Genomic DNA, 25,677 nt, shown 5'->3' on the forward strand with positions numbered 1-25,677 from the left:
GCTGCTTAACTCCGCGCCTTCACGCGCGGTGGTTCAGAGACGGCAGGCGTGGATGTTGGTGACCAGGATGGCCCGGGCGCCGATGCCCCAGAGGTCGTCCATGATCCGCTGGGCCTCCTTGCGGAGCACCATCGAACGGACGGCCACCCAGCCCTCGGTGTGCAGCGGGGAGACGGTCGGCGACTCCAGGCCGGGGGTCAGCGCGACGGCGGCGCCCACGCTCTCGGCGCGGATGTCGTAGTCCATCAGCACGTAGCGGCGGGCCACCAGCACACCCTGGAGGCGGCGCAGGAACTGGTCGACGCCCGCGTCCTCCCCCGCGCCCTTGGGGCGGATCACCACGGCGTCCGAGATCAGGATCGGCTCGCCGAAGACCTCCAGCCCGGCGTTGCGCAGGCTGGTGCCGGTCTCCACCACGTCGGCGATCACATCGGCCACGCCCAGCTGCACCGCGGTCTCCACCGCGCCGTCCAGCTTGGTGACGGTGGCCTTGATCCCGTGGTCGGCCAGGTGCTGCTCCACCAGGCCGGTGTACGAGGTGGCGATCCGCAGCCCCTCCAGGCCCTGCACGTCCTTCACGTCCACGCCCTCCGGGCGGGCGAAGCGGAAGGTGGAGCCGCCGAACCCGAGGGCCAGCACCTCCTCCGCGTTGGAGTGCGAGTCCAGCAGCAGGTCGCGGCCGGTGATGCCGACGTCCAGCCGGCCGGAGCCGACGTAGACCGCGATGTCGCGCGGGCGCAGGAAGAAGAACTCGACCTCGTTGTTCGGGTCGACGAGCACGAGCTCCTTGGGGTCCTTGCGCTGGCGGTAGCCGGCCTCATGGAGCATCTCCGCCGCGGGACCCGAGAGCGAACCCTTGTTGGGGACGGCGATGCGCAGCATGGAGGTCGGTTCCTTACCTGTTGGGAGGGGGGTGTGCTGTTCGGACCGGTTCAGAGGTACTTGTAGACGTCGTCGAGCGTCAGCCCGCGGGCGACCATCATCACCTGAAGGTGGTAGAGGAGTTGGGAGATCTCCTCGGCGGTCTGCTCGTCCGACTGGAACTCGGCGGCCATCCAGACCTCGGCGGCCTCCTCGACGACCTTCTTGCCGATCGCATGGACGCCCTGCTGGACGAGCTGCGCGGTACGGGAGGACGAGGGGTCGCCGGTGGCGGCCTTCTGCTGGAGCTCGGTGAAGAGCTCCTCGAATGTCTTCGAAGCCATGATGGACTCACCTTACGGCGTGCGGGCTTACAGGCGGTAAACGGTCCCGGACCGTGGACAGTCGTTTGGACGTCCACGGCCCGGGACCGTGCCGGCGGGCGGGTGCTGGGCTCAGGCGAGCGACTTGAGGACGGCGGCGGTGGCGACGGCTGCCGTGACGGCCTCGTGGCCCTTGTCCTCGGCGGAGCCCGGCAGGCCCGCGCGGTCCAGTGCCTGCTGCTCGTTGTCGCAGGTCAGGACGCCGAAGCCGACCGGAACGCCGGTGTCGACGCTGACCTGGGTGAGGCCGACGGTGGCGGCCTGGCAGACGTAGTCGAAGTGCGGGGTGCCGCCGCGGACGACCACGCCGAGCGCGATCACCGCGTCGTAGCCGCGGTCGGCGAGGCGCTTGGCGGCGACCGGCAGTTCGAAGGTGCCGGGCACCCGCAGCACGGTCGGCTCGTCGATGCCGAGCTCCTTGAGGGCGCGGTGGGCGCCGTCCAGCAGGCCGTTCATCACCTGCTCGTGCCACTGGGCGGCGATCACGGCGACCTTGAGGCCGGCGGCGTTGTCGATGGTCAGCTCGGGGGCTCCGTGGCCGCTCATGTGCTGTTCCTCTTTCGGGGGGTCGGGACGGAGGTGGTTCAGGAGCCGAGGCCGGGCAGGTCGTGACCCATCCGGTCGCGCTTGGTCCGCAGGTAGCGCAGGTTGTGCTCGCCCGCCGGGGTCTCGACCGGCTCGCGGCCCTTGACCTTGAGGCCGTGCTCGGTGAGCGCGGCGAGCTTCTCCGGGTTGTTGGTGAGCAGCGTGAGCGAGCGCACGCCGAGGTCGCCGAGCATCTGGGCGCCGATGCTGTAGTCGCGCGCGTCGGCGGGCAGACCGAGGTCGAGGTTGGCGTCGACGGTGTCGCGGCCCTGCTCCTGGAGCTCGTAGGCGCGCAGCTTGTGGGCGAGGCCGATGCCCCGGCCCTCGTGACCGCGCAGGTAGAGGACGACGCCTCGGCCGGCCTCGGCCACCTTGTGCAGGGAGGCCTCCAACTGCGGGCCGCAGTCGCAGCGCAGCGAGCCGAACACGTCACCGGTGAGGCACTCGGAGTGGACCCGCACCAGCACGTCCTCGCCGTCGGGGAGGCGGCCGTCGGCGTCCAGGCCGCCCGCGACCAGGGCGAGGTGCTCGACGCCGTCGATGGTGCCGCGGTAGCCGACCGCGGTGAACTCCCCGTACGCGGTGGGCAGCGCGGTGACGGCGGCCCGGTCCACGTGGAGCTCGGTGCGGCGGCGGTAGGCGATCAGGTCCTCGATGGAGATGATCGCCAGGCCGTGCTCGCGGGCGAACGCGACCAGCTCGGGCAGCCGCGCCATGGTGCCGTCGTCGTTGACGACCTCGGCGATGGCGCCGGCCGGTGCCAGCCCGGCCAGCCGGGCCAGGTCGACGGCGGCCTCGGTGTGGCCGGGGCGGACGAGCACGCCGCCCTCGACGGCCCGCAGCGGGAAGACGTGCCCGGGGCGGGTGAGGTCGCCGGGCTCGGTGCCGGTGGAGGAGAGCAGCCGGACGGTCCGCGCGCGGTCGGCGGCCGAGATGCCGGTGTCGACCCCGTCGCGGGCGTCGACCGAGACGGCGTAGGCGGTGCCCTTGCGGTCCTCGTTGACCTGGGTCATCGGGGGCAGCTTGAGCCGGTCCAGCTCCGCACCGGTCATCGGGACGCAGATCACGCCGGAGCTGTAGCGGATGGTGAAGGCCATCAGCTCGGGGGTGGCCGCGGAGGCGGCGAAGACGATGTCGCCCTCGTTCTCGCGGTCCTCGTCGTCGACCACGATCACGGCGCGGCCGAGCGCGATGTCGGCGACGGCCCGCTCGACGGGGTCGAGCGCGAGGTCGAGGTCGTCGGTCTGGTTGGCGGTCATGCCGTGGCTCCCTGCGGGACGGTGGCGGACGTGGGGCGCGGCTCACGGGTGCTCAGCCACCAGGACCGCAGGCCGAGCAGTACCAGGACGAAGTAGATCGAGTAGGTGAGGCCGGAGAAGGAGTAGCCGCTGTTGAAGGCGAGCGGGACGCCGACCACGTCGACGGCGATCCAGGCGAACCAGAACTCCACCCAGCCGCGGGCCTGGGCGACCATCGCCGCCAGCGTGCCGACGAAGATGTAGGCGTCCGACCAGGGGCTCCACGACAGGCTGGGGTTGGCCAGGAAGAGCCAGGCCAGCGCGCCGGTGCCGAGCGCCGTCCCGGCCACCAGGGCGGCCCGCTCGGGCCAGCTGGCGAACCGGACGGCGATCCCGTCCGCCCCGCGCCGGCCGCGCTGCCACTGCGTCCAGCCCCAGGCGGCGGTGGCGACCACGATCAGCTGCTTGCCGATCAGGCCGGGGACGTGGCCGTTCAGGTAGGCCGTGATGAGCACGGCACCGGAGAGCAGCTGGACCGGCCAGCTCCACACCGAGCGGCGCCAGCCGAGCGCGAGGCCGGACAGGCCCAGCAGGTTGCCGATCATGTCGGCCCACTTCACGTGCTCACCGAAGACGGTGAACGCTTCCGCGCTGAGCCAGTTCACTGGTCTTCTCCGGCGATCGTCGAGGGCAGGGTGCGGGAGTCGAGCAGCCGCTCCACGTACTTGGCGAGGACGTCGACCTCCAGGTTGACGCTCTCGCCGACGGCCTTGGTCCCGAGCGTGGTCAGCGCGAGGGTGGCCGGGATGAGGCTGACGGTGAAGCTGTCGCGGGCGGCCTCGACCACGGTCAGGCTGACGCCGTCCACGGTGATCGAGCCCTTCTCCACCAGGTAGCGGGAGATGGTGGCGGGCAGCGAGAAGCGCAGCACCTCCCAGCGGAGGTTGCCGTCGGCGTCGCGCTCGCCGGGCTCGCGGCCCAACAGGGCGCCGGTGGCGTCGACATGACCCTGGACGAGGTGTCCGCCGAGCCGCGCGCCGAGTGCCATCGCGCGTTCCAGGTTGACCCGGGAGCCGGGCGCGAGCTCGCCCAGGCTGGAGCGGTGGAGCGTCTCGGCCATCACGTCGGCACTGAACTCGACCGCACCGGCGGCCAGTTGCTCGGGGGTGTCGACGACGGTCAGGCAGACGCCGTTGACCGCGATGGAGTCGCCGTGGTGCGCGTCCTGACAGACCACCGGACCGCGCAGGCGGATTCGCGAGGAGTCGCCGATCTCCTCGATCGACACGACCTCGCCGAGCTCTTCGATGATGCCGGTGAACACCCGGGTTCTCCTCGCGCTTGGGGCGCGGACTCCGGGGTGGTGGCACGGGAGAGGACACGGACGGGCACCGGAGCGCGGGCCGACGGACAGGACCCGTCGCCGGGCTGCCGCACAACCGCCGGGAGAGAGTTCTCCCGTCGCACACCTCCCCGAGGTCCACCGGGGGACCACGGGTACTGCTCTTCGTCCGCCGCGCACGCCTCCCATCCGGACTTTAACCGTCGGTCCAGGAATTTCACCTGGTCAACCGGCCGCTGGCTGCGGACGGGTCGCGGACTGTAACCGCCGGTTCGGATTTTCACCGACCCCGGAGTGCGCTGAACGTCACTGCTACTACTGACGTCATTGTGCCATGGCCCGCGCAGGCCGAGGGAGAGGCTTCGGCTGTGGTCTGTTTCACGCGCGGGGCGGGAATGCGCGGGGGTGCGCGGGCGGTGCGCGCGGTGGCCCGCCCAGGGCTCCGGGCCGCCCGGGTGGCGCGCCGGGGTGCGGCGGGCGCAGGCTGGTGGTACACGGCCGGTACCGGCCGACCGGGCTCCAGGAGGTGCGAGGACGATGGCCAAGTTCATGGACGTCCACCACGGCATGACCGGAATCACCGGTGAGCAGCTGCGGATGGCCCACCAGGCCGACCTGGCGGTCGAGGGCGAGGAAGGCGTGCACTTCGAGCAGGCCTGGGCCGATCCCGAGTCGGGCACCGTCTACTGCCTCTCCGAGGCGCCGTCGAAGGAGGCCGTGCAGCGCGTCCACGAGCGCACCGGCCACCCGGCGGACGAGATCAACCCGGTGCCGCTCGTGGTGTGACGCCGTTCGCACCTCGCGGTGTGACGCCGTTCGCACGGCGGGCTCCGCAAGACTCAGAGGGCCGGCACCGGCGTGAAGTGGCTGACCTCGGGCGGGTGGGCGAGGTAGCTCAGCTCGCCCTCCGACCAGACCGGCCTGATCCGCCACATCGGGCCCGCGTACCCGCGCAGGGCGTCCTCGTCGCGCCACCGGCTCAACACCAGCACCCGGTGGCCGTCCTCCGCCACCGAGCGCAGCAGCTCGCCGCCCAGGCAGCCGTCCGTCCGTCCGAGCTGGGGGATCACCTGCGTGGTCAGCACCGCGCAGAACTCCTCGACGCGCCCGGCCATGACCTGCCCGGCCCAGATCCTGACGATCACGTCCACCACCTCCCGTGAAGGCCCCTGGCCCCATTATCTGCGCAAAACCGCTGGTGGGGAGGGTCCGGCAGAGCCTTGATGAGAGCCGCCCGGTCACTGCCCGGGACGCCTTCGCTAGATTTCCGGGTATGACCACCACACCGGAAACCGTCGTTCCGTCAAGCGGCGGGCCCACCGCGCCGGCGAGCCTGTTCGCGGCGCTCAGCGCGGACGCGGTGCGCGCCGCGGCGGAGCTGCGGGAGATCTACGAGCAGCCCGGCGACCACGCGCGGCGCAAGCAGGTCGACCACATCCACGAGGTGGCACGACAGCTGATCGCCTGCTCCTCGCTGGTCTTCGTGGCGAGCGCGGACGCGGCCGGGCGGTGCGACGTGTCGCCGCGCGGCGGGCCGGCCGGGCTGGTGTCGGTCCTGGACGAGCACACGCTGGCACTCCCGGACGCCACCGGGAACAAGCGGCTGGACACCCTGCACAACATCGTCGAGACCGGCCAGGTCGGGCTGATCTTCGTGGTGCCGGGCCGGGACACCACGCTCCGGGTCAACGGACGGGCCTGCGTGTCCACCGACCCGCGACTGCTGGAGCAACTGACGGCGGTCGGCAAGCCGCCGCGCAGCGCGATCGTGGTGGCGGTCGAGGAGGTGTACGCGCACTGCCCGAAGGCGTTCCTGCGCAGCTCGGCGTGGAAGCCGGGGAACTGGCTCGGCAAGGACGAGCAGCCCAGCTCGGCCGAGGTCACCCTCTCCCACCTGCGGGATCCCGGCCTGACCATCGAGATGATCGAACAGACCGAGCGGGAGTCGCTGCTCCACCGGTACGAGTAGGCGGGCCCGCCGGTGCGGCGCGGCCGTGCGCCGGGAGGCCGGACCGCGCCGCGCGGCGGACCGGACGGACCGCCGCCGGCGCGGACCCCGCTCAGGCCGCGGCCTTGACGTCCACCACGTTCGCGTCGGCGGCCGCCCGCCGGACGGCGTCGACGCCCTTGTGGGCCGCCTCCTTGCTCGCGTAGCCCTGACCGGTGGCGACGATCTCGCCGTTGCCCGCCTTGAGCCGGAACCGGTACTTGCCCCCGGCGTCCTCGTAGACCTCGAACTTGCCCGCCATCCGGGCCACCTCCTCGATCGGGACGCACGGCGCGCCCCTCCTGCACCGTGCGCCCGCGCGTCCGGCGGCCGCACCCGGTCGACGGCCGGACGGGTGAAGCGCCACCGCGCCGGGTCCGCGGGGGTGCCGGGCCGGCGGGGGGTGGCTTGAATGAACGGATGGACTGCGTCTTCTGTGCGGTGGTGGCGGGCGAGGAGCCGGCCCACCGGATCCTGGACGACGAGGCGGCGGTGGCCTTCCTGGACCGCCGGCCGCTCTTCCCCGGCCATGTGCTGGTCGTGCCGCGCGCCCACCACCGCACGCTGGCGGACCTGCCGGCGGCGGAGGTGGGGCCGTTCTTCCTGCGGGTGCAGCGGGTGGCCGCCGCCGTGGAGCACGGGCTCGGGGCGGCCGGCAGCTTCGTCGCGGCGAACAACCGGATCAGTCAGTCGGTGCCGCACCTGCACGTGCACGTCGTGCCGCGCAACCCGAAGGACGGGTTGCGCGGCTTCTTCTGGCCGCGCGGGACGTACCCGGACGAGGCGGGCGCGGCGGCGGTCGCCGACCGGCTGCGGGCCGCGCTCGCCGCGCCCGGTCGGTAGGCCCCGGTGGGCCCTCGGTGTGGGCGCCGTCACGGCCGGTCGGCGGGCCCCCGGTTTTTGGCGCTCGGTGGGCGCGGCCCCGGCCGTCAGCCGACGCGGACGTCGTCCAGCACCCAGTACCAGTTGTTGCTGCCGGTGTAGCGGAAGCGCAGCCGCAGCCGGCTCGCGCCGGGCGGCACGGCCAGGGCGAGCACCTGCCGGCCGTTGGTCTCGGCGCCGTAGCTCTTGACGACGACGGGCGTGCCGCCGTCCCAGACGGCCAGCACCTGGGCGGTCTGGCTGCCCTCCTGCTGGTAGTAGGTGGTGAAGGAGACCGGGACGGTGCCCAGGCCCGCCACCGGGTACTCGGGGCTGACCAGGGTGGAGTCGTAGGTGCCCTTGAAGGTCTTGTCGGCCCATTCGTCGGAGTCGGCGACCGCGAAGACGTTGCGCGAGCGGACGTTCAGCTCGCGGTACTGGTCGCGCTGGGTCTTCGTCCAGAACTCGTCGGTGGTGAAGGCCCAGCCGCGCCACTCGGTGACGCCGCCGGTGCCCATCGCGGAGTTGTCGATCGACCAGCCGCTCGGCGGGGTGTGGGTGAAGCCGACCGTCCCGGCGGCGATGCCGGTCTCGTCCACCGGGCCGGTGAGCTGCGGGCGCAGCGCGTCGAAGGCGTCCGGGACGAGGCCGCCGATCGGGCTGCCGTCGAGGTTCCAGGCCGGGTCGATCGCGATGCCGAGGTGGGCGATGGCGGTGGGCGCGAGGTCGACCATGCGGACGTCGTGGCGGACCGAACCGGCCGGGAGGCCACCGCCGTTGGCGATCACGAAGGTCTGCCGCTCGCTCCAGGTGGACCCGCCGTGGCCACCCGTGTCGGTGTGGCCGTGGTCGGCGGTGATCATGATCAGCCAGTCCTCCTGCCCGTAGCTCGCGCGGCCCCGGACCGCGGCGACGAGCTGGCCGACCTGGGCGTCCACCCCGCGGATGGCGTCCAGGTAGGCCTGGCTGGCGGCGCCGCTCGCGTGGCCGGCGTGGTCGACGTTGTCGAGTTGGACGAAGACGGCGTCCGGGTTGCCGTCGCGCAGCCTGGCGACGGCGCGGGAGGTGGTGCCGGTGTCGTACTCGGCGTCCGGGGTGGCCACCCGGGTGTCGACCCGGCTGGAGTAGATGGTGTTGGCGATCGGCGCCCAGGAGGCGACCACGTAGGTGGCGAGCGCGGGGGCGGCCGTCTCGATCCGGGTGAGGAAGTCGGGGTAGGCGGCGAAGGCTGGGGCGGTGAAGTTGTTGTCCCGGACGTTGTGCTTGTCGGGCCAGACGCCGGTGGCGATGGTGGACCAGCCGGGGCCGGAGGAGGTGCCGGCCATCGGGGCGGCGTAGAGGCTGCTGGCGGCGGTGAGGCCGCCGGCCATCAGGGCGTTGAGGTTGGCGGCACCGGCGTCCTTGATCCGGTTGAGCATGGCGCCGTCGAGGCCGATGACCAGGACCTTCGGGGTGCGGCCGGCGGTGGTGGCGGCCGAGGCGGGGCGGGTGGCGAGGGCCGGCAGGCCGGCCGCGAGTGCGGCGGCGGCGGCGCCGAGGAACAGGCTGCGGCGGGGCATTCCTGCGGTCACGTCGTACTCCTGAGGGTCCGTCATGAAGCGAAGGGGGGCGACGACAAGGCTCGGAGCAGCGGATGGACGGCGGTCGCCGGGGTTTCGTCCCGGGCGTGAACAGCGCGGGAACTCGGTCCAGACCCGTTACCATTCAGTGATCAAGGAAGGGCCGGCGCACGGGTATCGCGGGACGGCACGCAGCGCGGCCCGGCGAGGTACGACGGCCCGGCGAGGCTCCGGGCGGGCACGACTCCGGGCGGGCGGTGACCGGAGGCGTCAGTCGGCTTCCAGCCGGGTCGTGAAGCTGAACCGGTCGCCCCGGTAGAGCGAGCGCACCCGCTCCAGCGGAACGCCGGCCGTGTCCCTGGTCAGCCGGTGGAGCAGCAGCATCGGCAGGGCGGGTGGGGTGCCGACCAGCAGGGCCTCGCGCGGGGAGGCGAGCACCGTCTCGATCCGCTCGTCGGCCGCACCGAACTCGATGCCGGCCTTCTCCCGGAGGAAGGCGTAGAGGGACGCTCCGGGGTCGAACTCCCGGTCCAGCGCGGGCACCCGGGCCACCGCCAGGTAGGTGCTCTCCAGGCCGACCCGCTCGCCGTCCGCGAGCAGCACCCGCTCCAGGTGCCAGACCCGCTCCCCCACCCCGATCGCCAACTGCCCGGCGAGCAGCGGGTCGGCGGCGAACTGCTCCAGCCCGATCAGGTTGCGGCCGGGGACCCTGCCCTGGCGGCGGACGCCCTCGGTGTAGCTGGCCAGCGAGAGCGGCTGCTCCAGCTTGGGCCCGGCGACCACGGTGCTGCGCCCGCGCCGGCGGACCCGCCCCTGGATCAGCAGGTCGCGCAGGGCCTGCCGGAGGGTCTCCCGGGCCACCTCGAAGCGGGCCGCGAGCTCGCGCTCGGTCGGCAGCACGCCGCCCTCGCCGAGTTCGTCGAGCAGCCCCTCCAACTGACCCTTGACCGCGTAGTACTTGGGCACCCGGCCGTGTTCGGGGATGCCCGACCTGAACGGCGCGCCGGGGCCGGGCGGGGTGGCCGGCCCGGAGGTCTCTTCCATTGCGCCATCCTCGCAGACTCCGCGGCACCGTCCGGTTCCGGCCGAATTCGCCCCCGGGCGCCGTCGCCCCTTGACAGGTATAGACCATTCCGCTTGAGTCTGGGGTCAACCCCGCACGGCCCGCACCGGCCCGTACCCCGGTCGGTCCGCACGCACCCCGGTCCGCCCGCACCCCGGTCGGACCGCACCCGTCGGCCCGTCCCCCCACGACGCGCCGCCGCACCGCGGGGCCGCGGCCCCCTGCCACCACCCACCTCCCTCCACGACCGTGCGGCCCCCACCGCACAAGGGGTGATCAAGTGTCAACGAAACGCCTGCTCGCACTGCTCTCCGCGATGGTCACGGCCCTGGCCGTCATCCTGCTGCTGCCCGCCGCGGCGGCCAACGCGGCGGCCTGCGCCGCACCCTGGAACGCGTCCACCGCGTACACCGGCGGCGCGTCCGTCTCCTACAACGGGCACAACTGGTCCGCCAAGTGGTGGACCCAGAACGAGACCCCGAGCACCGCCGGCACCGGCGTCTGGGCCGACCAGGGCACCTGCGGCGGCCAGACCGACCCGACGCCCACCCCCGGCAGCTGCGCCTACCCGGACTGGGTCGCCGGGCGCACCTACACCACCGGCGCGATCGTCCGCCACTCCAACGGCGGGCTCTACCGGGCCACCCACGACAACCCGGGCTACGACCCGGTGATCAGCACCTGGTACTGGGAGCCGTACGCATGCGGCCCGACGACGCCGACCCCCACCCCGACCACGACCCCGAACCCCGGCGGATTCCCGGTCAGCCAGGCGCAGTTCAACCAGATGTTCCCGAACCGGAACTCCTTCTACACCTACCAGGGCCTGCTCGACGCGCTCGGCGCCTACCCCGGGTTCGCCAACACCGGCAGCGACACCGTCCGCAAGCAGGAGGCCGCGGCCTTCCTCGCCAACGTGAACCACGAGACCGGCGGCCTGGTCTACGTGGTCGAGCAGAACACCGCCAACTACCCGCACTACTGCGACGGCTCGCAGCCGTACGGGTGCCCGGCCGGGCAGGCCGCGTACTACGGGCGCGGCCCGATCCAGCTGAGCTGGAACTTCAACTACAAGGCCGCCGGCGACGCCCTGGGCATCGACCTGCTGCACAACCCCAACCTGGTGCAGACCGACCCGGCGGTGGCCTGGAAGACCGCGCTCTGGTACTGGAACACCCAGACCGGCCCGGGCACCATGACCCCGCACAACGCCATCGTCAACGGGTACGGCTTCGGCGAGACGATCCGCAGCATCAACGGCTCGCTGGAGTGCAACGGCGGCAACCCCGCGCAGGTGCAGAGCCGGATCAACGCCTACCAGTCCTTCACCCAGATCCTCGGCACCGTCCCCGGCTCGAACCTGGGCTGCTGACGCCGTACCAGGGGTGACACCACCCCGGTACGCCCCGCCGCTCCCCCGGCACACCACGGGGAGCAGCGGGGCGTACGCCTGCCGGAGGACCGGCGGGGGCCGGAATCATCGTCACGGCGGACGACCGGGCACCGACGGGGCCCCTACGCTCGAAGCCATGAACGACCTTGGCAGCCTTGTCCAGCAGACCGCCGACCGGCTCGCGGCCCAGCAGGTCGGCGTGGTGGTCGCCGCCCTGGCCGGCGGCGCGGTGGAGATCCGCGGCGCCGGGAGCACCACCGCCGGCCCAGCCGGCGACGTCCCCGGCCCGCGGACGCTGTTCGAAATCGGTTCGGTGACCAAGGTGTTCACCTCGCTCGCGCTGGCACGACTGGTGCTCGCCGGCTCGGCCCGGCTCGACGAGCCGCTGGCCGACGTCCTGGCGGACGCGCTGCCGCCCGGTACGAGCGTCCCGGCGCGGCGCGGTACGCCGATCGCGCTCCGGCACCTCGCCACCCACACCTCCGGCCTGCCCCGGCTGCCCGCCGGGATGCTGCTGCCGGCCCTGCTCCACCCGAACAAGCCGGACCCGTACCGCGACTGCACCGGCGAGATGCTGCTCGCCGGGCTCGCCCGGACCAGACTGCGGGCGGTGCCCGGGCGCGGCTTCCGCTACTCCAACCTCGGCGCCGGTCTGCTCGGCCTGGCCCTGGCCCACCGGGCCGGCACCGGGTACGAGGAGCTGGTGACCAGGGAGATCTGCGAACCGCTCGGTCTCGCCGACACGGTGATCGGCATCGACGGGGAGCGGGCCGCCCGGCTCGCCCGGGGGCACACACCCGGACGCCGCCCGGTGCCCGGGTGGCAGCTGGCCGACCTCGCCGGCGCCGGCGGGCTCCGCTCGACCGCCGCCGACCTGGCGGTGCTGCTGCGGGCCCAGCTGGCCTCCGGTACGGGCGGCGACTCTCCCCTGGCGCCCGCGATCGCCCTCACCCGGCAGGTGGAGCACAAGGTCAACCCCTTCGCCTGGGCGCACCTCGGCTGGCTGGGCCACCGGCTGCACCCGCGCCAGGGCGGCCACCTGCAGATCTGGCACAACGGTGAGACCGGGGGCTTCCGCTCCCTCGTCGCCTTCGACCCCGAGAAGCAGGTGGGCGTCATAGTCCTGGCCAACACCCGCCGATCGGTCGACCCGGGAGGCATCGCCCTGCTGCGCACCCTGCAGAACGGCGGCTAGCTGTACTGACCATGGAGGTTGGTGACAGGGCTCAGGTGGAGTGACCGCGGACACCGGCTCCACCGAGGCGAGATGGTTGGACTTCCAAACCCACTGCCCTATAGTGGGTTTGCCTTTCCAACTACCCTCCTGCTCCGAGCCGACCGCCCGGAGCCCCTCAGAGGAAGGCGGCCGTCATGCGTGACGCCGTGATCGTCGAAGCCGTCCGCACCCCCATCGGCAAGGGCAAACCGGGGGGCGCGCTCTCCGGCGTCCACCCGGTGGAACTGCTCGCGCACACCCTCCGGACCCTGGTCGGGCGCAGCGGGATCGACCCGGCCCTGGTCGACGACGTGATCGGCGGCTGCGTCGACCAGGTCGGCGAGCAGGCCATGAACACCACGCGCCACGCCTGGCTCGCGGCCGGCCTGCCGGAGTCCGTCCCGGCGGCCACCGTGGACCGGCAGTGCGGCTCCTCCCAGCAGGCCGTCCACTTCGCCGCCCAGGGCGTGATCGCGGGCGCGTACGACCTCGTGGTGGCGTGCGGCATCGAGTCGATGAGCCGGGTGCCGATGTGGTCCAACGTGCCGCCCGGGGCGGACCCGTTCAGCGCCGCGATCGCCGCCCGCTACCCCGGCGGGCTGATCCCGCAGGGCGTCAGCGCCGAGCTGATCGCCGCCAAGTGGTCCGTCCCCCGCGAGGCGATGGACGCCTTCGCCCTGGAATCGCACGCCAAGGCCGCGCACGCCCACGCCGCGGGCTGGTTCGAGGCGGAGCTGGCCCCGGTCGCGACGGCCGCCGGGACGGTCACGATGGACGAGTCGGTGCGCCCGGGCGGCACGCCCGAGGCGCTGGCCGGGCTCCGGCCCGCCTTCGTCGACCCGGCCATGGCCGAGCGGTACCCGCAGATCGAGTGGTCGGTGACGGCCGGCAACAGCAGCCCGATCAACGACGGCGCCTCGGCGGTGCTGATCACCAGCAGCGAGACGGCCGCCCGGCTGGGGCTCCGCCCGCTGGCCCGGCTGCACTCCTTCGCGGTGACCGGCTCGGACCCGCTGCTGATGCTCACCGGCGTGCTCCCCGCCACCGAGAAGGTCCTGCGGCGGTCCGGGCTCTCCCTGGCGGACATCGACCTGTTCGAGGTGAACGAGGCGTTCGCCTCCGTGGTGCTGGCCTGGCTGCAGGAGACCGGCGCCGACCCGGCGAAGGTGAACGTCAACGGCGGCGCGATCGCGCTCGGCCACCCGCTCGGCGCGAGCGGCACCCGGCTGATGACCACGCTGGTGCACGCGATGCGCCGGCGCGGCGCGCGCTACGCACTGCAGACCATGTGCGAGGCGGGCGGCCTGGCCAACGCCACCGTGCTGGAGGCGCTGGACTGACCGGCCGGCGGCCGGCCTCGCCTCCCGAGCAGCCGCGCGCAGGACGTCGGACCGCGGCCGGCGTCCTGCGCCGGGCGGGGTCCGGCGCAGGTGGGGCGGGCGGCGCAGGTGGGGCGGGCGGAACGCGCGGGGCCGCGGCACCCCGTGGGAAGATGGCAGGGCTGGCAGAAACGATCTCCGGGCGGTTCTCTGGCCATGGTGAACGAGCAGCGTGATACCGGCGGGCCCGAGGCGCCGCGCCCGGGGCAGCCGGGTACCGGGGGGTCGCGTCAGGACGCCCTGCTGATGGTCCCGATCGCGACCGCCCTGATCGAGGCGGACGGCCGGATCCTGCACTGGAGCAACGACGCCGAGGCCCTCCTCGGCTACAGCGCCGAGGAGGCGATCGGCTCCCTGGCCGCACAGTTGCTGGCCACCGACGACCAGCGGCCCGAGATCCTGGAGCTCTTCCAGGGGATCGTCGACGGCCGCGGCTGGTCGGGCGTCTTCCCGGTGAAACACCGGGACGGCCACTACGTCAACCTGGAGTTCCGCACCCACCCGATCTCCGGGCCCGGCGGCAGCCCGCTGGTCCTGGCCGTCGCGTCCGACGTGACGACGCTGCGCCGGATCCAGGCCGACCTCGCCGTGCTGAACGGGTTCTTCACGCAGTCCCCCGTCGGCATGGCCGTGTACGACAGCCGGCTGGCCTTCGTCCGGCTGAACGACGCACTGGCCCGGGTCAACGGCCTGCCCGCCGAGGCGCACCTGGGCCACCGCCTCACCGAGCTACTGCCCGGCATCAACGGCGCCGAGAGCGAGGCGGTGATGCGGCGGGTCCTGGAGACCGGCGAGCCGGTCGTGGACACCCGCTCCCACGGCCGCACCCCCGGCGACCCGGCGCACGACCACGCCTGGTCGGCCTCCTACTTCCGGCTGGAGGACCCGGGCGGGGAGGTCCTCGGGGTCAGTTCGACGGTCATCGACATCACCGAGCGGTTCCGCGCGGACGCCCGCGCCGCCCGCGCGCAGGAGCGGCTGGCGCTGCTCGTCGACGCCACCGCGTCCATCGGCACCACCCTGGACCTGCGGCAGACCGCCCGCGAGCTGGCCGACGCGATGGTGCCCAGGGTCGCCGACATCAGCGGGGTGTTCGCGCTGGAGGCGCTGGTCGCCGGACGCACCGTGGAGCCGCTCGACCCGACCGTTCCCCACCTGGTGCGCCGGCTCGCACTCGCCACCACCGACCCGCTCTACCCCGCCGAGGCCCTGCCGGTGGACGCGGTGCACGAGCTGGCGCCGGACTCGCCGTACGGGCGGGCCCTGGCGACCGGGCGGACGGTGGTGGTGCCGTCCTGGGAGCTGCCGCTGCTGAGCGCGGCGATCACCGAGAGCCGCCGCCAGGCCTACCTCGGCGACCGCCCGCGCTCGGTGCGGATCACCCCCCTGGTGGCCCGGGGCACCACGCTCGGCATGGTGGTGTACTCGCGGCGCGGCGAGCGCGAGTCCTTCGCCGAGGCGGACATCACGCTCGGTGACGAGCTGGCCTCGCGGGCGGCCGTCGCCATCGACAACGCCCGGCTCTACCTGCGCCAGCACCAGACCGTCCTGGCCCGCCAGCAGGCACTGCGCGAGGCGAAGGCCGCGCAGGAGCGGCTGGCGCTGGTCAACGTCGCCTCGGCGCGGATCGGCACCACCCTCGACCTCGCCCAGACCGCCCAGGAGCTGGCCGAGGTCGCGACACCCCGGCTGGCCGACACCGTGGTGGTGGAGGTGCTGGACGACCTGGTGCGCGGCGAGCGCGAGGTCCGCACCCCGGCGGACGGCTCCGCCGTACTGCGCCGGATGGCGTTCCACTCGGCGCACGGCTCGACGCTGGAGCCGATCGACCGCACCGGCGGGGTGCAGCGGTTCGAGCCCGGCTCGCCGTACGCGTGGAGCCTCACCCACCGCAAGCCGGTGCTGGTGCCGCGGATGGACGAGGAGGGCATGGCCTGGTTCGCCGACGACCCCGTCCGCACCGCGGCCGCGAAGGAGCAGAACGTCCGCTCGTTCATGGTGGTGCCGCTGATCGCCCGCGGCTCGCCGGTCGGTGTCGCCGCCTTCTACCGGACGGTGGTCGAGCGCCCGTACGAGGACGACGACCTGGCGCTGGCCGGGGAGTTGGCGGTGCGGGCGGCCGTCTCGATCGACAACGCGCTGCTGTTCACCCGGGAGCGCGACGCGGCCGCCGCCCGCCAGCGCGCGCTGGACGAGGCGTGGGCGGCCCAGCAGCGGCTGTCACTGCTCAACGAGGCGAGCAACCGGATCGGCACCACGCTCGATCTGCACCGCACCGCCGAGGAGTTGGTGGAGGTGGTGATCCCGCGCTTCGCCGACTTCGTCACCGTCGACCTGCGCGACGCGGTGCTCGGCGGCGAGGACCCGAGCCCGGTGCCGGACGACGGCTCCGTCCTGATGCGGGCGGTCGCCGTCGGCGAGGCCGGCGCGGACGGCACCATGGCCGCCGCCGCGGACCAGGTCGGCGCCACCTCGCAGTCCGCGCAGGTGTACGCGAAGAGCCTGCGCACCGGCCGCTCGATCCTGGTCTCGGAGGTGGACGAGGCGGCGCTGCGCCGGATCGTGGCCTCGCCGGACCGGGTGCAGCCGGGCCTCGACGCCGGGGTGCACTCCTATCTCATGGTGCCGCTGCTGGCGCGCGGCATGGTGCTGGGGGGCGCGGAGTTCCTGCGGACCCGCAACCCGGTGCCGTACGGGCCGGCGGACCGGGCGCTGGCGGAGGAGCTGGCCGCGCGGACGGCGCTCGCGATCGACAACGCCCGGCTCTACCGCCGCGAACGGGACACCGCGCTCACCCTGCAGCGCAGCCTGCTGCCGCAGGAGATCCACCGCACGATCGGCCTGGAGATCGCCTACCGCTACCTGCCCAGCAGCGTGGTGAGCGAGGTCGGCGGCGACTGGTTCGACATCGTCCCGCTCTCCTCCGGCCGGGTGGCGCTGGTCGTCGGCGACGTGATGGGCCACGGCATCCGCGCCGCCGCCACCATGGGCCAGCTCCGCACCGTGGCACGGACGTTGATCACGCTCGACCTCGACCCGGAGCGGGTGATGCACCGGCTCGACGAGGCCACCGCGGAGATCGGCGAGGGCCAGTTCGCCACCTGCGTCTGCGTGATCTACGACCCGGTGGACCGGCGCTGCACCGCCGCCTGCGCCGGCCACCTGCCACCGGTGGTGGCCGACGCCGAGGGCCGGGCCCGGCTGATCGAACTGCCCCCGGGCGCGCCGCTCGGCGTCGGCGGAGTCCCTTTCGAGAGCGTCGAGTTCACCCTCCCCGAGGACGGCATCCTGGCGCTCTACACCGACGGCCTGGTCGAGCGCCGGGGGCGGGACATCGACGAGGGCCTGGACCTGCTCTGCCGGACCATCGCCGACCGGCGCCGCTCGCTGGAGCAGACCTGCGACGCGGTGCTCGCCGAACTCACCGGCCGCACCAGCGAGGACGACATCGCGATCATCCTGGCGCAGGCCCTGCCGACCGGCACCGACCGGATCGCCACCCTCTCGCTCAGCGACGACCACGCGATGGTCGCGCACTCGCGCCGCTTCACCCGGGAGACGCTGACCGGCTGGGGCCTCGGCGCACTCGCCGACTGGGCCGAGCTGCTCACCAGCGAGCTGATCACCAACGCACTCGTGCACGCCGGCTCCCCCGTCCAGCTGCGGCTGTTCCACAACCGGCTGCTCACGGTGGAGGTCGCCGACCGGGACAGCGAGTCGCCCCGGATCCGCCGCGCCCGGGAGGAGGACGAGGGCGGGCGCGGCATGCACCTGGTCAACGAGCTCGCGCACCGCTGGGGCAGCCGCCGCACCCGGGACGGCAAGGTGGTCTGGTTCGAGCTGGAGCTGCCGCCGGGCACCACGCCGCCGTAGGCCCGAGCCCACCCGGGAGACCCGCCCCGACCTGGCACGACAACCGGTGCTTGTCGCCGTTCCCGCACGGTTGTTGGCCCGTCCCGGCGACCGGGGGCTTGGCTTGCTCCCGCAGGACGCCGGACGGCGCACCCGGGCAGCGGGCCCGGGTGGCCGCCCCCGACCGGACCAGAGGAGCCCCCCGTGAACCAGCTCGACCCGCGCGCCGTCGTGGAGCGCTACGTCACCGCCATCGCCACCGGCGATCTGCCCACCGCGGCGGCCTCGTTCGCCGAGGACGCCACCTGGTCGTACCCGGGCGACCTGCCGCTGTCCCGGGTCTGGCGCGGCCGGGCCGTCATCGTCGAGGACTTCCTCGGCTCGGTGGGCACCCTGTTCGCACCCGGCGCCGTTCTGGAGGTGACCCTGACCGGGCTGCTCGCCGACGGCCCGCAGGTGGTCGCCGAGTGGACGGCGCGGGGGACGGCGGCGAACGGCTCCGCGTACGACAACCGGTGCCTGGGCATCTTCACCGTCGAGAACGGCCTGATCACCGCCGTCCGCGAGTACCTCGACACCCAGCACGCGGCGCGCACGCTGTTCGCGCCGGCGGCCGGCTGACGACCGGTCGGCGGCCCTCGACGGTGTCGGGGCGGCCGGGCCCCGGCCGGACAGCGCCCGATCGGGCAGGGCCTACTCGGGCAGCAGCAGGTTGACGTCGCCGAACTCGTGCCACAGGTAGCGCTCGCGGACGGCCGCCGCGTAGCAGCGTTCGAGCAGCGGCCGGCCGGCGACGGCGGCGAGCATCAGCAGGTGGGAGGCGCGGGGTTCGTGCCAGCCGGTGAGCAGGCCGTCCACCGCGCGCACCCCGCGCTCGGGAGTGACCACCACCTCGGTCCAGCCCTGCGCCTCCCGGACGGTCCCGTCCGGGCCGGCCGCCGACTCCAGGGCCCGGACGGCGGTGGTGCCGACCGCGATCACCCGCCCGCCGCCGGCCCGGACGTGTCCGACCAGCCGGGCGGTGGCGGCCGGCACCCGGAACCACTCGGCGTACGGCGCCTCGTGCGCCTCCGGCGAGGCGACGCCGGTGTGCAGCGTGATCGGCGCGACCAGCACGCCGCGCCCGGCCAGCCGGGCCACCACCTCGGCGGTGAACGGCCGTGCGGCGCTGGGCATCTCACTGCTGCCGGGGACGGTGGCGAAGACCGTCTGATAGGCCTCGATCGGCCAGTCGCGGTCCACGTACCCGTACCGGATCGCCTTGCCGTGGCGGCCCAGGTAGCCGGACAGCGGCTCGGGCAGGTCGAGCCGGGCGTGCCAGAGCCGGGGCGTGAACGCCTCGACCAGTTCGGCCGCGGCGCCGCCCGGCAGCGCCACCCGCAGCCCCGGGCGGGCCGGGGACTCGTCCGGCGGGTAGGAGGCGGCGGCCGCGCCGGGGGCCGTACGGCGCAGCTCGACGAGGAACGCACCGCGACGGTCCGGCCGGGCCGAGGAGAGGTGCAGCGCGACCGGGCCGCCGTCGGGCAGCCGGCCGGGCAGCGCGGCGGGCAGGGTGGCCGAGTTGTTCACCACCAGGACGTCCCCGGGGCGCAGCACCGTGGGCAGGTCGGTGAAGCGGCGGTGCTCGACGGTCGCCCCGCGCCGGCGGCCGACCAGCATCCGCACGCCGTCCCGGGCGGTGCCGCGCGCCTCCGCCGGGGCGCGGGCGGAGAGTTCGGGCGGGACGGTGACGTCGATCCCCGGGTCCGTGGACGCCGTCATCGCTCGCCCTGGGCGACGGCCGGCAGGTGGGAGGCGCGGTAACGGCCGGAGGCCCGGCTGCCGCCCACCAGGGCGAGCAGGGCGGGCACCACGGTCTCCGGGAGCGGCTCGTCGGAGATGTCCTCGCCCGGGCAGGCGTCCTGGTACATCCGGGTGCGCATGGTGCCCGGGTCGACCGCCCAGACCCGCACCGCCTCCTCCTCGCGGGCCAGGACGGCGGAGGCCTGGTCCAGTGCTGCCTTGCTGGCCCCGTAACCGCCCCACCCGGGGTAGGCCTCGACGGCCGCGTCGGAGCTGATGTTCAGGACGGCCCCGGCGTGCCTGCGCAGCTGGGGCAGCACGAGCTGGGTGAGCGCGATCGGCGCCAGGGCGTTGACCTCGAAGGTCTCCAGCAGATCGGGCAGCGGGACGTCGGCGAGACGCGGCAGCGGGACGTCGGTCGTGTCGGAGCCGCTGAGCGTGCCGGCGTTGTTGACCAGGAGGTGTGCTCCGCCGAGCCCGGCGGCGGCCTCGGCGAGGCGGGCGCGGTGGTCGTCGTCGACGACCGAGCCGGCCAGCGCGACCACCGTGGTGGTGGCGGCCAGTTCGGCCTCGGCGGCGGAGAGTTCGGCCGCGTTGCGGGCGGTGATCACGAGCTGCCAGCCGTCGGCGGCGAGGCCCCGGGCGAGCGCCCGGCCGAGGCCGCGCGAGGCACCGGTGACCAGGGCGACGGGGGCGGCGGATCCTGCGGTGTGCTGCGGTGCGTTCATGGCACCACGATCGCTCCGGCCGGTCCGGTCCGGATCGGCCCGCAGGCCGGGGGGCCGGTCGTCCGTTCGGCCTAGACCGCCGGACCGAGACCGGGTCCGCGGTCCGGACCGGGGTCGGGGTCCGCATCGGAATCGGGGTCGGGCCGGCCGAGCGGGCCGGGAGCCGCCCAGGACCGCGGCTCGGCCCAGGCGGCCAGGGTGCGGCGGGTCTCGAAGCGGCGCGGCAGACCGCTCAGCGGGTCGGTGAACTCGACCACGGAGGCGAGCAGTTGCAGCGGCCGGCGAAAGTCGTCCGGCGCCGGCTCCGGCAGCACCACCGGGTACACCGGATCCCCCAGGATCGGCACCCCGAGCCCGCTCATGTGCAGCCGCAGCTGATGGGTGCGCCCGCTGAGCGGCCGCAGCCGGTAGCGGCCCAGCCCGTCGCGGTGCTCGACCAGGTCGATCCGGCTCTCGCTGTTCGGCGGGGCGTCCAGCTCCTGCGCCGCGATCACGCCGCGCTCCTTGACGATGTGGCTGCGCACCGTGCGGGGCAGCGCGAGCGCCGGGTCGTAGGCCGCGACGGCCTGGTACTCCTTGCGCACCAGCCGGTCGCGGAAGAGCGTCTGGTAGGCGCCCCGGTCCTCGGGCCGCACCACGAACATCGCCAGGCCCGCCGTCAGCCGGTCCAGCCGGTGCGCCGGGCTGAGCGCGGGCAGGTCCAGCCCGTGGCGCAGCCGGGAGAGCGCCGTCTCGACGACGTGCCGGCCGCGCGGGGTGGTGGCCAGGAAGTGCGGCTTGTCGACGACCACCAGGTGGTCGTCCTGGTGCAGCACCTCCAGCGCGAACGGGACGGGGACCTCGTCGGGCAGGTCGCGGTAGAGCCAGAGGTGCCCGGCGGGGCGGAACGGCTCGTCCGGCCCGATCGGGCCGTCCACCCCGACGATCTCGCGCCCGCGCAGCAGCGCGTCGATCCGCTCCGGGTCGACGGTCGGCAGCCGCTCGGCCAGGTAGGCACGCACGGTCGGCCACGGCCCCTCGGCCGGCAGCCGCAGGTGCACCGGGTCCACCCCCCGGCGCTGCGGGAGGGGTGCGGTCGGTGCCTTGCGCTTGCGTCTCATCTCGCGGCCAGCCTAACCGGGGCCGCCGCGGGGGCCGGAGCCGCCGGACGCCCGAGGTGCCGGGGGCCGCCGGACCGGTGGAGAGTGGACATGGAGGCCCCGCCGCCCGCTCACCGGAGGTGTACGTGTGACCGCAGACGGCCCGCAGGACGCGCTGCCGCCGTTGCGCCTGCCCCGGCGGACGCGCCGGCTGCTCTGCTGCGCGTTCCTGCTGCTGGTCGCGGCCGTGGTGGCCGACCTGCTCTCCGGGCCGGGCACGACGCTCTCCCCCGTCCTCGCGGTGGCGCCGATGCTGGCGGGGGCGACCAGCCGCTCGGCCCGGGTCCCGCTGTTCGCCGGGGCGGTCGCCACCGCCGCCGTGGTGCTGCTGGAGCTCAGCAACAGCGGCCTGCCCACCTCCGTCCATCTCACCGCGCTGATCACCGTCCTCGCCGCCACCCTGGCCAGTGCCGCCAACGTCGTCCTGGTGTCCGCCCGGGAGCGCGAGCTGGCCCAGGTGCGGACGGTGGCCGAGGCGGCGCAGCGGGCGCTGCTGCGGCCGCCGCCGGAGCGGCTCGGGCCGCTGCGGGTGGCCGTGCGGTACGCCGCGGCGGCGGCCGAGGCGCGGATCGGCGGGGACCTCTACGAGGTGGTGGACACCCCGCACGGGATCCGGATCCTGCTGGGGGACGTGCAGGGACACGGGCTCCCCGCGGTGGAGACGGCCGCGGACGTCCTGGGGGTGTTCCGGGAGGCGGCCCGGACCGAGCCGGACCTCGCCCGGGTGGCGGAGCGACTGGACGCCGCGCTGGCGGGCCGCCGGGTCAACGAGCGCTTCGTGACCGCGCTCCTGTTCGACGTGGAGCGCTCCGGCGGGCGGGCCGGCTTCGTCAACTGCGGGCACCCGCACCCGCTGCTGCGCCGCGCGGGGCGGGTGACCGAGCTGGCGCCGCCGCAGCACGCTCCTCCGCTGGGCCTGCTCGGGCTGATCGGCGGGCACTACCGGGCGGGCGGCTTCGACCCGCTCCCGGGGGACCTGCTGCTGCTCTACACCGACGGCATCTCGGAGGCGCGCAACGCCGCGGACCGGTTCTACCCGTTGGCGCAGCGGCTCGCCGGGCTGCCCGCGGCGAACCCCGGGGCCGTGCTGGACGCGCTGCTCACCGATGTCGGCGACTGGCTCGGCGACGCCGGGCCGACCGACGACGCGGCGCTCCTCGCGCTGTGCTGGGAGACCTGACCGCCCCGGGCGCCCGCCGCCGCACGGGCCGGCCGGGCGCGACTGTCGGTGGCCCGTGCCAGGCTGTGGACGGGACCGGCGGGTGCCGGCCGAGCTGCGGCGTCGAGGGGACAGGGCCATGGGGCGCAACGCGAGTGGATCGTTCGAGCTGACCGGCTTCGAACCGGAGGAGACGGACGAGCAACCGGGCACGACGCTCGGCCGGGTCCGGATCACCAAGGCCTTCACGGGCGGTCTGACCGGCACCAGCGTGGTGCGGATGCTCTCCGTGCTGGACGGCGCGGGCGGCCCGGCCGCGTACGTCGCGGTGGAGCACTTCACCGGCGAGCTGGACGGGCGGAAGGGCTCGTTCGTGCTCCAGCACTCGGCGCCGGGCAGCCAGGGCGAGCGGCTGGCCATCCGGGTGGTGGCGGGCACCGGGGCCGGCGAGCTGACGGGGATCACCGGCACGTTCGAGCTGTCGACGGACGACGAGGGCGGGCACACCTACGTCCTGGAGTACGAGCTGGGCTGAACCGTGCCGGGGGCGCGCCGGGCCGGTCTCCGCGCGGCGCCCGACCGTTCACCCGGGCCGCTGTCACGATGATGCGATCAGTGCACGATCGACATCGGAGGGTGACGCATGCCCGGTACTGCCGCGACCTCGACGACGGCCGGCGGCGCGGTCACCGTCGACGGGGTGATCGTCCGGCTGCGGGAGATCGGAGCCGGGCTGCCCCCGGACGACGGCGTGGCGGTGTTCAACCGGATGTACCTCACCGTGACGGACGCGGTGCGCCGCCGGCTCACCCGGCCGCGCACGGACCCGCCCCGCCGCACACCGCCGCGCCGCACGCCGCCACGCCCCGGCCGCCCGTACTTCGCCGACCCGGCCGCGATGGCCGAGCTGGACGTGGTGTTCGCCGGGCGCTACCTGCTGGCCGTGGACGCGGTGGCGGCCGGACGGCCGGCCCCGGCCTGCTGGCGGCCGCTCTTCGAGCTGCGCGCGCACCGGGGCGTGCACCCGCTGCAGTTCGCGCTGGCCGGGATGAACGCCCACATCCAGCACGACCTGCCGCTCGCCGTGGTCGACACCTGCCACCGGCTCGGCTGCGGGCCGGAGCACCTCGCCGAGGACTACCACCGGATCAACGGCCTGCTGGCCGGGGTGGAGGAGGTCGTCCGGGAGCAGCTGATGCCCGGACCGGACGTCCTGGAGCGGGCCGAGCCGCTGACCCACCTGCTGGGCGCCTGGTCGGTCGACGCCGCCCGGGAGGCGGCCTGGGCGAGCGTCCGCGCGCTCTGGCGGCTCCGGGAGGTGCCCTCGGCCGCGGCGGCACTCGCCGCCGCGCTGGACGGCTCGGCCGCTCTGCTCGGCCGTGCCCTGCTCACCCCGCTCGGCCCGGACCGCGTCCGCACCGGCGCCGGTGCGGACGCGGTCGGCGCGGACACGGCGAAGGACCGGGGAAGGCCGACGGCCGGCCGGCTCCCCGTGGCGAGGAACCGGCCGGCCGTCGGCTGAGCGGGTCGAGCGGGTCAGGTCCGGTCGATCCGGCGTCGCTCGCGCGGCGGGACCGGCCGGACGGGGCCCGGGGGCGATCAGGCCCAGCTGGAGTGCAGCGGCTTGCCCTCGGCGTAGCCGGCCGCGCTCTGGATGCCGACCACGGCCTTCTCGTGGAACTCCTCCAGGCTGGAGGCGCCCGCGTAGGTGCAGGAGCTCCGCACGCCGGCGACGATCGAGTCGATGAGGTCCTCGACACCCGGGCGGGCCGGGTCGACGAACATCCGCGAGTGCGAGATGCCCTCCTCGAAGAGCGCCTTGCGGGCGCGGTCGTAGGCGGAGTCCTGCGACGTGCGGTTGCTCACCGCGCGCGCCGAGGCCATGCCGAAGCTCTCCTTGTACTGGCGGCCGTCGGCGGTGGTCTGGAGGTCGCCCGGGGCCTCGTACGTCCCGGCGAACCAGGAGCCGATCATCACGTTGGACGCGCCGGCGGCCAGCGCCATCGCGACGTCGCGCGGGTGGCGGACGCCGCCGTCGGCCCAGACGTGCTTGCCGAGCCGGCGGGCCTCGGCGGCGCACTCCAGGACGGCGGAGAACTGCGGGCGGCCGACACCGGTCATCATCCGGGTGGTGCACATGGCGCCGGGGCCGACACCGACCTTGAGGATGTCGGCGCCCGCCTCGACCAGGTCGCGGACACCGACGGCGGAGACGACGTTGCCGGCCACGATCGGGATCTGCGGGTCGAGGCCGCGCACCGCGCGCAGCGCGCTGATCATCGACTCCTGGTGGCCGTGCGCGGTGTCGACCACCAGCACGTCGGCGCCGGCCTCGATCAGGGCCTTGGCCTTGCCGGCCACGTCGCCGTTGATGCCGACGGTGGCGGCGACCCGCAGGTGGCCCTGCGCGTCGACGGCCGGGGTGTAGAGGGTGGCGCGCAGCGCGTTCTTGCGGGTCAGGATGCCGACCAGGCGGCCTTCGGCGTCGACCACCGGGGCGAGCTTGCGGTGCGCCTCGCTCAGCTTGTCGAATGCGGCGCGCGGGTCGATGCCCTCCTCCAGCAGCAGCAGGTCGCGGGACATCACGTCGGCGAGGCTGGTGAAGCGGTCGACGCCCTGGCAGTCGGAGTCGGTGACCACGCCGATCGGCTTGCCGTCCTCGACCACGACCAGCGCGCCGTGCGCGCGCTTGTGCAGCAGCGAGAGGGCCTCGGCGACGGTGGCGCCCGGGGCGAGGGTGAGGGCGGTGTCGTGCACCAGGTGGCGCTGCTTGACCCAGCCGACGACGTCGGCGATCACCTCGGTCGGGATGTCCTGCGGGATGGCGACCAGGCCGCCGCGGCGGGCGACGGTCTCGGCCATCCGGCGACCGGCGATGGCGGTCATGTTGGCCACCACCAGCGGGATGGTGGTGCCGGTGCCGTCGTTCGAGGAGAGGTCTACACCCTGCCGGGAGCCCACGGCGGAGCGGCTGGGGACCATGAAGACGTCGTCGTACGTGAGGTCGTACGAGGGCTTGAGGTCGTTCAGGAAGCGCATGAAAAGGGCTCTCTGGCTGGGAGAAGGTACACCTCGGGTGCGGTTGCGGCGAGGCCGCCGGGCACACTCGGGCGCCCGGCACCCAACGTTCGATTCTCCGCTACCCCGGGA

Annotated in this window: 25 protein-coding genes and 1 riboswitch; of the genes, 11 read left to right on the top strand and 14 right to left on the bottom strand. The window is 74.3% G+C overall.

The window, feature by feature from the left end; all coding sequences use genetic code 11:
• Positions 1-33: 33 nt before the first annotated feature.
• From hisG to ACFVYI_RS18275, 6 genes are all read right to left on the bottom strand, one after another.
• Positions 34-882 carry an ATP phosphoribosyltransferase gene (hisG, locus tag ACFVYI_RS18250; protein WP_380573064.1) on the bottom strand — a complete coding sequence of 283 codons (849 nt, stop codon included), beginning with the start codon at positions 880-882 and terminating at the stop codon, positions 34-36.
• Positions 883-932: 50 nt separating this feature from the next.
• Entirely contained in the window at positions 933-1,205 is a 273-nt protein-coding gene (locus tag ACFVYI_RS18255; RefSeq protein WP_030306151.1) for a phosphoribosyl-ATP diphosphatase, read from the bottom strand.
• Between the two features lie 111 nt (positions 1,206-1,316).
• Positions 1,317-1,790: a 6,7-dimethyl-8-ribityllumazine synthase gene (ribH, locus tag ACFVYI_RS18260; RefSeq protein ID WP_387886492.1), complete on the bottom strand. Its 474-nt coding sequence runs from the start codon at positions 1,788-1,790 to the stop codon at positions 1,317-1,319.
• Between the two features lie 38 nt (positions 1,791-1,828).
• Positions 1,829-3,088 (bottom strand): bifunctional 3,4-dihydroxy-2-butanone-4-phosphate synthase/GTP cyclohydrolase II, encoded by a 1,260-nt coding sequence (locus tag ACFVYI_RS18265; protein WP_387886495.1) that lies wholly within the window; start codon positions 3,086-3,088, stop codon positions 1,829-1,831.
• Positions 3,085-3,732, bottom strand: coding sequence for a nicotinamide riboside transporter PnuC (locus ACFVYI_RS18270; protein WP_387886497.1), 648 nt, complete (start codon positions 3,730-3,732; stop codon positions 3,085-3,087). The genes ACFVYI_RS18265 and ACFVYI_RS18270 overlap by 4 nt, the downstream gene beginning before the upstream one ends.
• A complete protein-coding gene (locus tag ACFVYI_RS18275) occupies positions 3,729-4,391 on the bottom strand; it encodes a riboflavin synthase (RefSeq protein WP_387886499.1) in 663 nt (220 codons plus the stop codon). Before ACFVYI_RS18275 ends, ACFVYI_RS18270 begins: the two co-directional genes overlap by 4 nt.
• Before the next feature lie 191 nt (positions 4,392-4,582).
• Positions 4,583-4,710: riboswitch (FMN riboswitch) on the bottom strand.
• 236 nt (positions 4,711-4,946) lie between these two features.
• Here ACFVYI_RS18275 and ACFVYI_RS18280 point away from each other — a divergent pair.
• On the top strand, positions 4,947-5,195 hold the full coding sequence (locus ACFVYI_RS18280) for an SCO4226 family nickel-binding protein (protein WP_387886502.1): 249 nt from the start codon (positions 4,947-4,949) through the stop codon (positions 5,193-5,195).
• A gap of 53 nt (positions 5,196-5,248) precedes the next feature.
• Here ACFVYI_RS18280 and ACFVYI_RS18285 read toward each other — a convergent pair whose 3' ends face one another.
• Positions 5,249-5,554 carry an antibiotic biosynthesis monooxygenase family protein gene (locus ACFVYI_RS18285; RefSeq protein ID WP_387886504.1) on the bottom strand — a complete coding sequence of 102 codons (306 nt, stop codon included), beginning with the start codon at positions 5,552-5,554 and terminating at the stop codon, positions 5,249-5,251.
• A gap of 128 nt (positions 5,555-5,682) precedes the next feature.
• On the opposite strand from ACFVYI_RS18285, the gene ACFVYI_RS18290 reads away from it, so the two are divergent.
• A complete protein-coding gene (locus tag ACFVYI_RS18290; protein WP_387886506.1) occupies positions 5,683-6,378 on the top strand; it encodes an MSMEG_1061 family FMN-dependent PPOX-type flavoprotein in 696 nt (231 codons plus the stop codon).
• A gap of 91 nt (positions 6,379-6,469) precedes the next feature.
• Here the strand turns inward: ACFVYI_RS18290 and ACFVYI_RS18295 are convergent, their stop codons facing one another.
• Positions 6,470-6,658, bottom strand: a complete 189-nt coding sequence (locus tag ACFVYI_RS18295) for a YegP family protein (protein WP_387886508.1) — start codon at positions 6,656-6,658, stop codon at positions 6,470-6,472.
• Positions 6,659-6,816: 158 nt separating this feature from the next.
• Between ACFVYI_RS18295 and ACFVYI_RS18300 the strand changes: the two genes are divergently transcribed.
• Entirely contained in the window at positions 6,817-7,239 is a 423-nt protein-coding gene (locus ACFVYI_RS18300) for an HIT family protein (protein ID WP_387886512.1), read from the top strand.
• Between the two features lie 86 nt (positions 7,240-7,325).
• Here the strand turns inward: ACFVYI_RS18300 and ACFVYI_RS18305 are convergent, their stop codons facing one another.
• Positions 7,326-8,852 (bottom strand): alkaline phosphatase family protein, encoded by a 1,527-nt coding sequence (locus tag ACFVYI_RS18305; RefSeq protein ID WP_387886514.1) that lies wholly within the window; start codon positions 8,850-8,852, stop codon positions 7,326-7,328.
• Between the two features lie 234 nt (positions 8,853-9,086).
• Positions 9,087-9,860 (bottom strand): GntR family transcriptional regulator, encoded by a 774-nt coding sequence (locus tag ACFVYI_RS18310; protein ID WP_387886517.1) that lies wholly within the window; start codon positions 9,858-9,860, stop codon positions 9,087-9,089.
• 299 nt (positions 9,861-10,159) lie between these two features.
• On the opposite strand from ACFVYI_RS18310, the gene ACFVYI_RS18315 reads away from it, so the two are divergent.
• The 5 genes from ACFVYI_RS18315 (at position 10,160) to ACFVYI_RS18335 (ending at position 18,340) form a co-directional block, all read left to right on the top strand.
• Complete coding sequence (locus ACFVYI_RS18315; RefSeq protein ID WP_387886519.1) at positions 10,160-11,251, top strand: glycoside hydrolase family 19 protein; 1,092 nt, start codon at positions 10,160-10,162, stop codon at positions 11,249-11,251.
• A gap of 157 nt (positions 11,252-11,408) precedes the next feature.
• On the top strand, positions 11,409-12,467 hold the full coding sequence (locus ACFVYI_RS18320) for a serine hydrolase domain-containing protein (protein WP_387886522.1): 1,059 nt from the start codon (positions 11,409-11,411) through the stop codon (positions 12,465-12,467).
• A 176-nt stretch (positions 12,468-12,643) separates the two neighbouring features.
• Entirely contained in the window at positions 12,644-13,828 is a 1,185-nt protein-coding gene (locus ACFVYI_RS18325; RefSeq protein ID WP_387886524.1) for a thiolase family protein, read from the top strand.
• 285 nt (positions 13,829-14,113) lie between these two features.
• Positions 14,114-17,740 carry a SpoIIE family protein phosphatase gene (locus tag ACFVYI_RS18330; protein ID WP_387886526.1) on the top strand — a complete coding sequence of 1,209 codons (3,627 nt, stop codon included), beginning with the start codon at positions 14,114-14,116 and terminating at the stop codon, positions 17,738-17,740.
• 183 nt (positions 17,741-17,923) lie between these two features.
• Positions 17,924-18,340, top strand: coding sequence for a nuclear transport factor 2 family protein (locus ACFVYI_RS18335; RefSeq protein WP_387886528.1), 417 nt, complete (start codon positions 17,924-17,926; stop codon positions 18,338-18,340).
• 72 nt (positions 18,341-18,412) lie between these two features.
• Here ACFVYI_RS18335 and ACFVYI_RS18340 read toward each other — a convergent pair whose 3' ends face one another.
• From ACFVYI_RS18340 to ACFVYI_RS18350, 3 genes are all read right to left on the bottom strand, one after another.
• Entirely contained in the window at positions 18,413-19,480 is a 1,068-nt protein-coding gene (locus ACFVYI_RS18340) for an S-adenosylmethionine:tRNA ribosyltransferase-isomerase (protein WP_387886531.1), read from the bottom strand.
• Positions 19,477-20,229 carry an SDR family NAD(P)-dependent oxidoreductase gene (locus ACFVYI_RS18345; protein WP_387886533.1) on the bottom strand — a complete coding sequence of 251 codons (753 nt, stop codon included), beginning with the start codon at positions 20,227-20,229 and terminating at the stop codon, positions 19,477-19,479. Before ACFVYI_RS18345 ends, ACFVYI_RS18340 begins: the two co-directional genes overlap by 4 nt.
• A gap of 71 nt (positions 20,230-20,300) precedes the next feature.
• Positions 20,301-21,329, bottom strand: coding sequence for a pseudouridine synthase (locus ACFVYI_RS18350; RefSeq protein WP_387886536.1), 1,029 nt, complete (start codon positions 21,327-21,329; stop codon positions 20,301-20,303).
• A 127-nt stretch (positions 21,330-21,456) separates the two neighbouring features.
• On the opposite strand from ACFVYI_RS18350, the gene ACFVYI_RS18355 reads away from it, so the two are divergent.
• From ACFVYI_RS18355 to ACFVYI_RS18365, 3 genes are all read left to right on the top strand, one after another.
• Positions 21,457-22,548 (top strand): PP2C family protein-serine/threonine phosphatase, encoded by a 1,092-nt coding sequence (locus tag ACFVYI_RS18355; protein WP_387886539.1) that lies wholly within the window; start codon positions 21,457-21,459, stop codon positions 22,546-22,548.
• Positions 22,549-22,666: 118 nt separating this feature from the next.
• Complete coding sequence (locus ACFVYI_RS18360) at positions 22,667-23,062, top strand: DUF3224 domain-containing protein (protein ID WP_387886542.1); 396 nt, start codon at positions 22,667-22,669, stop codon at positions 23,060-23,062.
• 108 nt (positions 23,063-23,170) lie between these two features.
• Positions 23,171-24,049, top strand: a complete 879-nt coding sequence (locus ACFVYI_RS18365) for a DUF5995 family protein (protein WP_387886545.1) — start codon at positions 23,171-23,173, stop codon at positions 24,047-24,049.
• A gap of 77 nt (positions 24,050-24,126) precedes the next feature.
• On the opposite strand, the gene ACFVYI_RS18370 is transcribed toward ACFVYI_RS18365, so the two are convergent.
• The gene (locus ACFVYI_RS18370) at positions 24,127-25,566 is read right to left on the bottom strand and encodes a GuaB1 family IMP dehydrogenase-related protein (protein WP_387886546.1); all 1,440 of its coding nucleotides are present in this window, start codon (positions 25,564-25,566) and stop codon (positions 24,127-24,129) included.
• Positions 25,567-25,677: the final 111 nt, after the last annotated feature.

The organism is Kitasatospora sp. NPDC058218 (genome assembly GCF_042882445.1).
GTDB lineage: Bacteria > Actinomycetota > Actinomycetes > Streptomycetales > Streptomycetaceae > Kitasatospora.

Bases quoted from the DNA above. Each gene is read 5' to 3' on its own strand.
- hisG (WP_380573064.1), bottom strand. From the start codon at position 882: ATGCTGCGCATCGCCGTCCCCAACAAGGGTTCGCTCTCGGGTCCCGCG.
- ACFVYI_RS18255 (WP_030306151.1), bottom strand. From the start codon at position 1,205: ATGGCTTCGAAGACATTCGAGGAGCTCTTCACCGAGCTCCAGCAGAAG.
- ribH (WP_387886492.1), bottom strand. From the start codon at position 1,790: ATGAGCGGCCACGGAGCCCCCGAGCTGACCATCGACAACGCCGCCGGC.
- ACFVYI_RS18265 (WP_387886495.1), bottom strand. From the start codon at position 3,088: ATGACCGCCAACCAGACCGACGACCTCGACCTCGCGCTCGACCCCGTC.
- ACFVYI_RS18280 (WP_387886502.1), top strand. From the start codon at position 4,947: ATGGCCAAGTTCATGGACGTCCACCACGGCATGACCGGAATCACCGGT.
- ACFVYI_RS18290 (WP_387886506.1), top strand. From the start codon at position 5,683: ATGACCACCACACCGGAAACCGTCGTTCCGTCAAGCGGCGGGCCCACC.
- ACFVYI_RS18295 (WP_387886508.1), bottom strand. From the start codon at position 6,658: ATGGCGGGCAAGTTCGAGGTCTACGAGGACGCCGGGGGCAAGTACCGG.
- ACFVYI_RS18300 (WP_387886512.1), top strand. From the start codon at position 6,817: ATGGACTGCGTCTTCTGTGCGGTGGTGGCGGGCGAGGAGCCGGCCCAC.
- ACFVYI_RS18305 (WP_387886514.1), bottom strand. From the start codon at position 8,852: ATGACGGACCCTCAGGAGTACGACGTGACCGCAGGAATGCCCCGCCGC.
- ACFVYI_RS18310 (WP_387886517.1), bottom strand. From the start codon at position 9,860: ATGGAAGAGACCTCCGGGCCGGCCACCCCGCCCGGCCCCGGCGCGCCG.
- ACFVYI_RS18320 (WP_387886522.1), top strand. From the start codon at position 11,409: ATGAACGACCTTGGCAGCCTTGTCCAGCAGACCGCCGACCGGCTCGCG.
- ACFVYI_RS18325 (WP_387886524.1), top strand. From the start codon at position 12,644: ATGCGTGACGCCGTGATCGTCGAAGCCGTCCGCACCCCCATCGGCAAG.
- ACFVYI_RS18330 (WP_387886526.1), top strand. From the start codon at position 14,114: ATGGTCCCGATCGCGACCGCCCTGATCGAGGCGGACGGCCGGATCCTG.
- ACFVYI_RS18340 (WP_387886531.1), bottom strand. From the start codon at position 19,480: ATGACGGCGTCCACGGACCCGGGGATCGACGTCACCGTCCCGCCCGAA.
- ACFVYI_RS18345 (WP_387886533.1), bottom strand. From the start codon at position 20,229: ATGAACGCACCGCAGCACACCGCAGGATCCGCCGCCCCCGTCGCCCTG.
- ACFVYI_RS18350 (WP_387886536.1), bottom strand. From the start codon at position 21,329: ATGAGACGCAAGCGCAAGGCACCGACCGCACCCCTCCCGCAGCGCCGG.
- ACFVYI_RS18360 (WP_387886542.1), top strand. From the start codon at position 22,667: ATGGGGCGCAACGCGAGTGGATCGTTCGAGCTGACCGGCTTCGAACCG.
- ACFVYI_RS18365 (WP_387886545.1), top strand. From the start codon at position 23,171: ATGCCCGGTACTGCCGCGACCTCGACGACGGCCGGCGGCGCGGTCACC.
- ACFVYI_RS18370 (WP_387886546.1), bottom strand. From the start codon at position 25,566: ATGCGCTTCCTGAACGACCTCAAGCCCTCGTACGACCTCACGTACGAC.